This window comes from Mycobacterium sp. (assembly GCF_025965855.1).
GTDB lineage: Bacteria > Actinomycetota > Actinomycetes > Mycobacteriales > Mycobacteriaceae > Mycobacterium.
On the sequence record NZ_JAOPWB010000098.1, the window covers coordinates 1 to 6,402 of the forward strand.

Sequence of the window (6,402 nt, forward strand, 5' to 3'; positions counted from 1 at the left end):
CCAGTCCGCCTGGGCCGAAGGCGCGGAGCTGTCTACCGAGGAGGCGATCGCCTACGCACAGCGCGGCCGCGGCGAACGCAAACGCCCCACCAGCGGCTGGGGATCCCTCACCCCCACCGAACGCGACCTCGTGCGACTCGTCAGCGACGGGCTGGCCAACAAGGACATCGCCACAAGACTTTTCGTCTCACCACGCACCGTGCAAACCCACCTCACCCACGTCTACACCAAACTCGGCCTCACCAGCCGCGTTCAGCTCGTCCAAGAGGCAGCCCGCCACGCCTAATCCCCTGGGTGCCTAAGGCTAAAGGCACCGATCCGGATCTTCTAGCGATTGCCGGCCGGATAAGAGGCCGCAGTCCAACAACTGCCGTGACCCGTCGCCGGGCAGGCGTACCTAGGGACCGCAGTGAGCGTCGGACGTCGTGCTGACCCGGGCGACTACCAATGCGGTGCGACCTAGTGAATATCTGCGCCATCCCATCCGTTAATCCCTCGCAGATGATCAACGGAGACGGCCGCGACGGACGGGAGGCTGTAGGTAAAACCGGGGTAGTACGCGAGCGCCGCCGGTGGCCGCAATGAGCGGCCAACTCAGACGCTCTGTTCCAACGGTTCAGGTCCGCCGTGAGTATCTGTGCTGTACGTCTATAGCGAAACAAATCCGAACGAGATTGCCAACCAAGATAGAAGGGAATCGTGATGTCGAAACCGGAGAACCTAGATTTCGATCCGGCCTACCGCGGCCACGGGCCATTGGGGCCTGCTGATAAACCGCCCTGGAGCATAGGTGGACCCCAACCTGACCTTGCCACGCTCGTTGACCAGGAAATGGTTCACGGCGAGGTCCTCGACGCAGGGTGCGGCGAGGCCGCCCTCTCGTTGTACCTCGCTGAGGTCGGCCACCGGGTCGTTGGACTCGACCTCTCAGCAACGGCCATTGACATCGCGAAATCCTCAGCGGAACGACTGGGCTTGACGAACGCATCGTTTGCCGTCGCCGATATATCGTCCTTCACTGGATATGACCGCCGCTTCGGCACAATCATTGACAGCACCCCTGTTCCACTCGTTGCCGATCGCGCTGCGTGAGCCCTACCTGGCATCTGTCTCCCGGGCCGCATCGCCTGGGGCGAGCTTCTTCGTTCTGACCTTCGATGCTGCGACGTTCGACCGAGCCGTCTACCCCGATGTTCCCGAGATGCCCATGAACCCCGTCACGGCCGGCGAACTACGAGACGCGGTCTCGAAGTTCTGGGAGGTTGACGACATCAAACCCGCGCGGATCCATGCCAATTTCCCGGACAGCGACATGGCACTACCATTCGATTTCGAGGACGAACCGAGCGGCCTCAAATCGGCACCAGCCTGGCTACTATTGGCGCACCTGGTGTAGGAATCTGTCCCCCCGATGCGGTGGAAGACTGCGCCCGAAAAATGAAGTGCCCATGATGCGCCAGTGTTGAGAGAGTGTCAGGTGGCGGAGCGAACGCCAGTACACTCGCCAGCCTCAGCACTCTTCGCACAGAGTTGCGCTGATGACTCTTGGCACAATGTGCGCTCATGAAATCGAGATTGCATGGTTCGGTGGCGCCCGTGACGGCGCCACCGTCGGTGTCGGCCGCCCGGGTGTAGTCAGTTAGGACCGATGGGCAATGCGAGGTGTGGCGCGGAGGGCTCAACTGGAAACGGTGCGTAGCGACAGCACGGGACCTCGAAATGACTGTGCGGCTGATCTTCTCATGGTGGGGATCACCCTAACGTTGCCTGCGCAGCGTTATAGCGGCGCAGACCATTCGGTGGAATTCGTGGGAACCAACGCGGGGGTCTACAATTTTTTTGAATTCGCGAGCGTTGGTCCTCGTTCATACGGGTTATGACTGACAACATAGAAAATGACGTGGCCGTCGTCGGTGCGGGCCCGGCCGGGGTCGCTGTTGCCGTGAGCCTACGTGACCGAGGCCTGCGGCCGCTGCTGATCGATAAGGCTGACCACGTGGCTGCGTCTTGGCGGGGACGCTATGACAAACTCAGGCTCAACACGGGCAGGCGCTTCTCCCACCTGCCCAATCGCCAATACCCCAAGGGCACACCGACCTTCCCGAGCCGCGACGAGGTGGTGGCACATCTCGACCAGCATGCCCACGACCCGCGGATCGACCTGCGCTTGGGCACCGAAGTAACCCGCATCGACAGAGTGCGCGCCGGCTGGTTGATGCGGACTTCGACGGGCGACATCGTGGCGCGCCAGGTCGTTGTGGCGACCGGAAGCCTTCATACGTCGCGGATTCCGGTCTGGTCGGGCGCGGATGAATTCTTCGGAGAGCTCCTGCACTCGTCGGTATACCGCAATCCGGTCCCATTCCGGGGCAAGAAAGTGTTGGTCGTCGGATCGGGTTCGTCGGGTATGGAGATCGCGCACGATCTTGCCACCGGCGGAGCCGAGAAAGTTTGGCTCGCCGTGCGTACGCCGCCGAACATCATGTTGCGTTCGCTTCCCGGCGGCCTGCCCGGCGACTGGGTTGCGCTGCCGCTGTTCCACGCACCCGTGCGCATTGCCGATGCGATCGCCCGGGTGGCGCGCCGGACCAGTTTGGGTGACCTCAGTGTTTACGGGTTACCGGTTCCAGACGAGGGTGTGTTCGCTCGCAACCGTCGTCTCGACGAGTCGCCGACGCTGGTGGACATGGACGTCATCGACGCTGTCAAGGACGGTTCGATTGAGGTGGTGGCGGCCGTCGAGTCATTCGAAACCGATAAGGTCGCGTTGATCGACGGCACTCGGGTGAACCCTGATACGGTCATCGCCGCGACCGGCTACAGCCGGGATCTACAGCCGTTGGTTGGACACCTCAAGGTGCTCGATGCCGGCGGCAGACCGGTGGTCATGGGCGAGACTGCGGCCACTACCGGCCTGCGCTTCATTGGTTACCGGACCAGGCCGTCCTTGATCGGATACTTCGCCAAACAGTCCCGGCGCATAGCCAAGCGCATCGTCGACGAACTAGAAGCCGAGTAGCGCGCCAAGCTCACTCGGCGGAGCTTCGTCGGGCAATTCGCTTGGCCCAAGTCGGTTTCCACGTCGTCGCTTGCGCGAGGCCGCCAGGTGTATTCGGCCCAGATTTCCAATCAATCGGCGACTAGCTGACTTCACGCCAACCGCAAGTTGCAGCAGCCCGCTGCATGGCTGACAGCAAGGAATCGAAGGAGATCCACGCATGGAGAAGACAAAGCGATTCGGGACCGCCGTAGTGTGCGGCGCGGGGCTGGCCGGTGGCTTCGTCGGTGTTGGTGAAGAAGGGGTGATACCGCCAGACCGGGAACAGTGCATCGCGGTAGCGGGCGTCTTTGACCCGGCGCACGATCAACCGGGCGGTCACCGCGTGCGGCGTGGACGCGAACGCGGTGAAGCCGATTTCGGCGACTTCGGCATCAGAGATCCAGGCGCCGGTGTCGGGGTCGCGCACCGCACCGGGGTACTTGACTGGGGTCCAGGCGTCCTCGTCGATGGCGTCGATGGCGGCGGCTACCGTGCGGTTCTTGGTCAGCACCAGCGAGAATCGGGCACCGGCGCGTCGGCAGGCCGCCACGACGGTGCTGTTGCCGTAGGCCGAGTCACCGCGCACAAGAATCTGCCCGCGCACCCCGGCGGCACGCGCGGTGGCCACGGCTTGGGCGATCATGCGGGCGGCGCCCTTGCCGGAGTTGGTCTTGCCCGCGCGCAGCCGCGCCCCGGCGATCACCGGGGCGCTGGTCTGGGTGCTGATCGTGGTCACCAGCGGGGACAAGCCCTTACGCAGGATCTGTTTCCCGGCGATCTTGGTGTGCCCGTAGGAGGCGCCTTGTTTGGCGTGTCCATGGACCGGGCGCAGCAGCGAGTCGATGTCGACGAATGCTCGCTCATCGGCGCCGGGCAGCAACGGGACCCGCCGACTCAACGCGGCCAGGTGCTCACGTAGCACCGACTCGAGTTGGCGGCCGTGTCCGAAGGTGAACTCCCGCAACAACACTCCGATGGTCGAGGGCGCGTACACGCCGTCGAAGAGCGTCTTCATCCCGCTGGCGCGCACGATGTCGACATCGTCGATGAATCGGCGCCGGCGCACATCCCGGCGATCACGGTGCTCAGCTTCGGGGCTGGGTTGGCCGACCCGGACTTGATCCTCGGTTGGGCAATATGAACCTTGTCGGTCAACAACTGCAGCAGACCAGTCTGGGTGGCCAGCGTCATCACCGGGACCAGCCCGGCGCACGACACCAGATGATCGTCGTCGAAGACCGCCGACGAAGCCGTGAAGTTGTGCGACACTTGCACCGAAAGTGCCTTTCTCGTGCTGCTCTGATTGTCGTGTAAGAACTCCAATCATTCCAGTTCAGAGGGCACTTTCCTCATATCAACACCCCGAACCCCGCACAGTCCATCCACGGATTCAGGCTAAGCCTTTCCACCGGGTCGGGGTATCAAGTGTCCGATTGCGTTCCGCGCGTTTTTGAGCCACTTAGCCCACGTGTCGACATCCGTTAGCAGACTCTGGACTGCTTCGCTGTCCGCCTTCTTTACAAGCTCGACTAGGCGGTCTTTAAGGCCAGGTCGATTGTCTTTGATGCGGCTCATGGCCCAATCTCGATCCTTCTTGAGGGCGTAGAACAGCGCATCGCAAACCCCATCCTGCAATGCCGTTAATCCCCTCACTGCTGGATGGTGATCGTTCCGAAGAGACTGCATAGCGTACGAGTTAGCCCTCGCCGCTGTGGTTCTCGCTCTGTCGGCACTACCCAAGGAATGCAAACACAATCATGACCCTGCAAGCACATCAGGAAATACAACCGGCGGTCTACGGCCATTGCGACACTCGGTTCCAGCAACTCGCCGCGGCACTTTCTAAAGAAATCGGCAGCGGTGGTGAGTTAGGGGCCGCGATAAGTGTCGACGTCGACGGCGAGTCGGTCGTCGACATCTGGGGCGGACACACCGATCGAGGGCAGACCAAGAAATGGTCCGAGCGCACCATCGTCAATGTCTGGTCGTGCACCAAGACCATTTCCAGCCTGGCCGCGCTGATCCTGGTCGATCGAGGATTGCTCGACCCGTTCGCACCCGTCGCGCGCTACTGGCCCGAGTTCCGTACGAACGGCAAGCAAAACGTCGAGGTTCGTCACATCTTGGGCCACACGTCCGGGGTGTCCGGGTGGGAAGCGCCATTCACCACCGAAGATATGTACGACTGGCACAAGGCGACCGCCCAACTTGCCCGCCAGGCGCCCTGGTGGCAGCCGGGCAGCGCGTCGGGATACCACGCGCAGAATCAAGGACACCTTGTCGGTGAACTCATCCGCCGGCTCACCGGCAAGACACTGAAAGATTTCGTCAGGGATGAGATCGCCGTACCATTGGACGCCGACATTCAAATCGGTGCACGCGCTGAGGATGACGACCGCATCGCCGAGCTAGTGCCGCCACCCGATACGACGCTGCCGCTGGACAAGCTGGCCGAGGACGATCCGAGACGTAAGACCTTCACCGCGCCGATGCCCGACGCTGCTGCGGCGAACTCCGCCTCATGGCGACGCGCGGACATCGGCGCCTGTAACGGCCATGCCAACGCTCGGTCACTGACGCGGGCCTTATCCGCAATCTCGCTCGGCGGCACGGCCAACGGTGTGCAACTACTTTTGCCCTCCACCGTCGACTTGATATTCCAGGAACAAGCGAACGGCGTCGACAAAGTGCTCGCCGTGCCGTTGAGGTGGGGCATGGGCTTCGCCCTACCCACGCACGAAGTCGCCCACCTCGTTCCGAATGGCAGAGCTTGCTTCTGGGGTGGCTGGGGTGGCTCGATCGTCGTCATGGATCTCGACCGCCGGACCACAATCGCCTACACCATGAACAAGATGGCGAAAAGTCTCCTAGGAGGAGCGCGCACCTCACGGTACTTAGCACTGATCTACGACGCGATAAAATAGCCGCGGCGCACGGCACTACCCATGTCCAACGAAAAGTGTCAAGTCTCCACCCATTTGGCTTGTCCGCCGCGTAGAGGCGGCCCACGCCGCACGTCAGAACCTCAACCAGCGCTTGGCGCCAGGAAAATGTCACGCTGATCGACCTGAGCCTCGGCGGTTGGACTGTCTATGACGGTTGAACAAACCCCTTGGATAGATCTGAAATCCCACTACCCGCATGACTTAAACCCCTTTGGCAAGGATGGCGACGCGGCCGGCTCGTGACCATACGTTCGACAGTGTGATTGCCCATCGCTGTCCATTCGATACATCTGACCCGCCGAAATGGGCTTGACCGAATTCTTCGAACGTGAATCGGAGCTCGAGCAGCTCACGGCGCTGCTCCTCGCGGCGCGAAGTGGCCACGGCCAGACGGTCTTGATCAAGGGCCCCAGTGGA

At 62.2% G+C, this 6,402-nt stretch carries 4 protein-coding genes and 2 pseudogenes; 4 read left to right on the forward strand and 2 right to left on the reverse strand.

All coding sequences use genetic code 11. The features are described 5' to 3' along the window. From JWP83_RS07400 to JWP83_RS07410, 3 genes and pseudogenes are all read left to right on the forward strand, one after another. The coding region (locus tag JWP83_RS07400) for a response regulator transcription factor (protein ID WP_297727941.1) at positions 1–286 on the forward strand (286 nt) is incomplete at its 5' end. Positions 287–702: 416 nt separating this feature from the next. Then, a pseudogene (locus JWP83_RS07405) lies at positions 703–1,396 on the forward strand (class I SAM-dependent methyltransferase). A 480-nt stretch (positions 1,397–1,876) separates the two neighbouring features. Next, positions 1,877–3,019: an NAD(P)/FAD-dependent oxidoreductase gene (locus JWP83_RS07410; RefSeq protein WP_297727943.1), complete on the forward strand. Its 1,143-nt coding sequence runs from the start codon at positions 1,877–1,879 to the stop codon at positions 3,017–3,019. Positions 3,020–3,278: 259 nt separating this feature from the next. On the opposite strand, the pseudogene JWP83_RS07415 reads toward JWP83_RS07410, so the two are convergent. Together JWP83_RS07415 and JWP83_RS31185 are read right to left on the reverse strand one after the other, a co-directional pair. Next, positions 3,279–4,315: pseudogene (locus JWP83_RS07415) on the reverse strand (IS1380 family transposase); the annotation flags it as partial. 120 nt (positions 4,316–4,435) lie between these two features. Continuing rightward, a complete protein-coding gene (locus JWP83_RS31185) occupies positions 4,436–4,726 on the reverse strand; it encodes a HEPN domain-containing protein (RefSeq protein ID WP_353373061.1) in 291 nt (96 codons plus the stop codon). 71 nt (positions 4,727–4,797) lie between these two features. On the opposite strand from JWP83_RS31185, the gene JWP83_RS07420 reads away from it, so the two are divergent. Further along, positions 4,798–5,964, forward strand: coding sequence for a serine hydrolase (locus JWP83_RS07420; RefSeq protein WP_297727945.1), 1,167 nt, complete (start codon positions 4,798–4,800; stop codon positions 5,962–5,964). Positions 5,965–6,402: the final 438 nt, after the last annotated feature.

Coding starts and splice junctions, on each gene's coding strand:
- JWP83_RS07410 (WP_297727943.1), top strand. CDS start 1,877: ATGACTGACAACATAGAAAATGACGTGGCCGTCGTCGGTGCGGGCCCG.
- JWP83_RS31185 (WP_353373061.1), bottom strand. CDS start 4,726: ATGCAGTCTCTTCGGAACGATCACCATCCAGCAGTGAGGGGATTAACG.
- JWP83_RS07420 (WP_297727945.1), top strand. CDS start 4,798: ATGACCCTGCAAGCACATCAGGAAATACAACCGGCGGTCTACGGCCAT.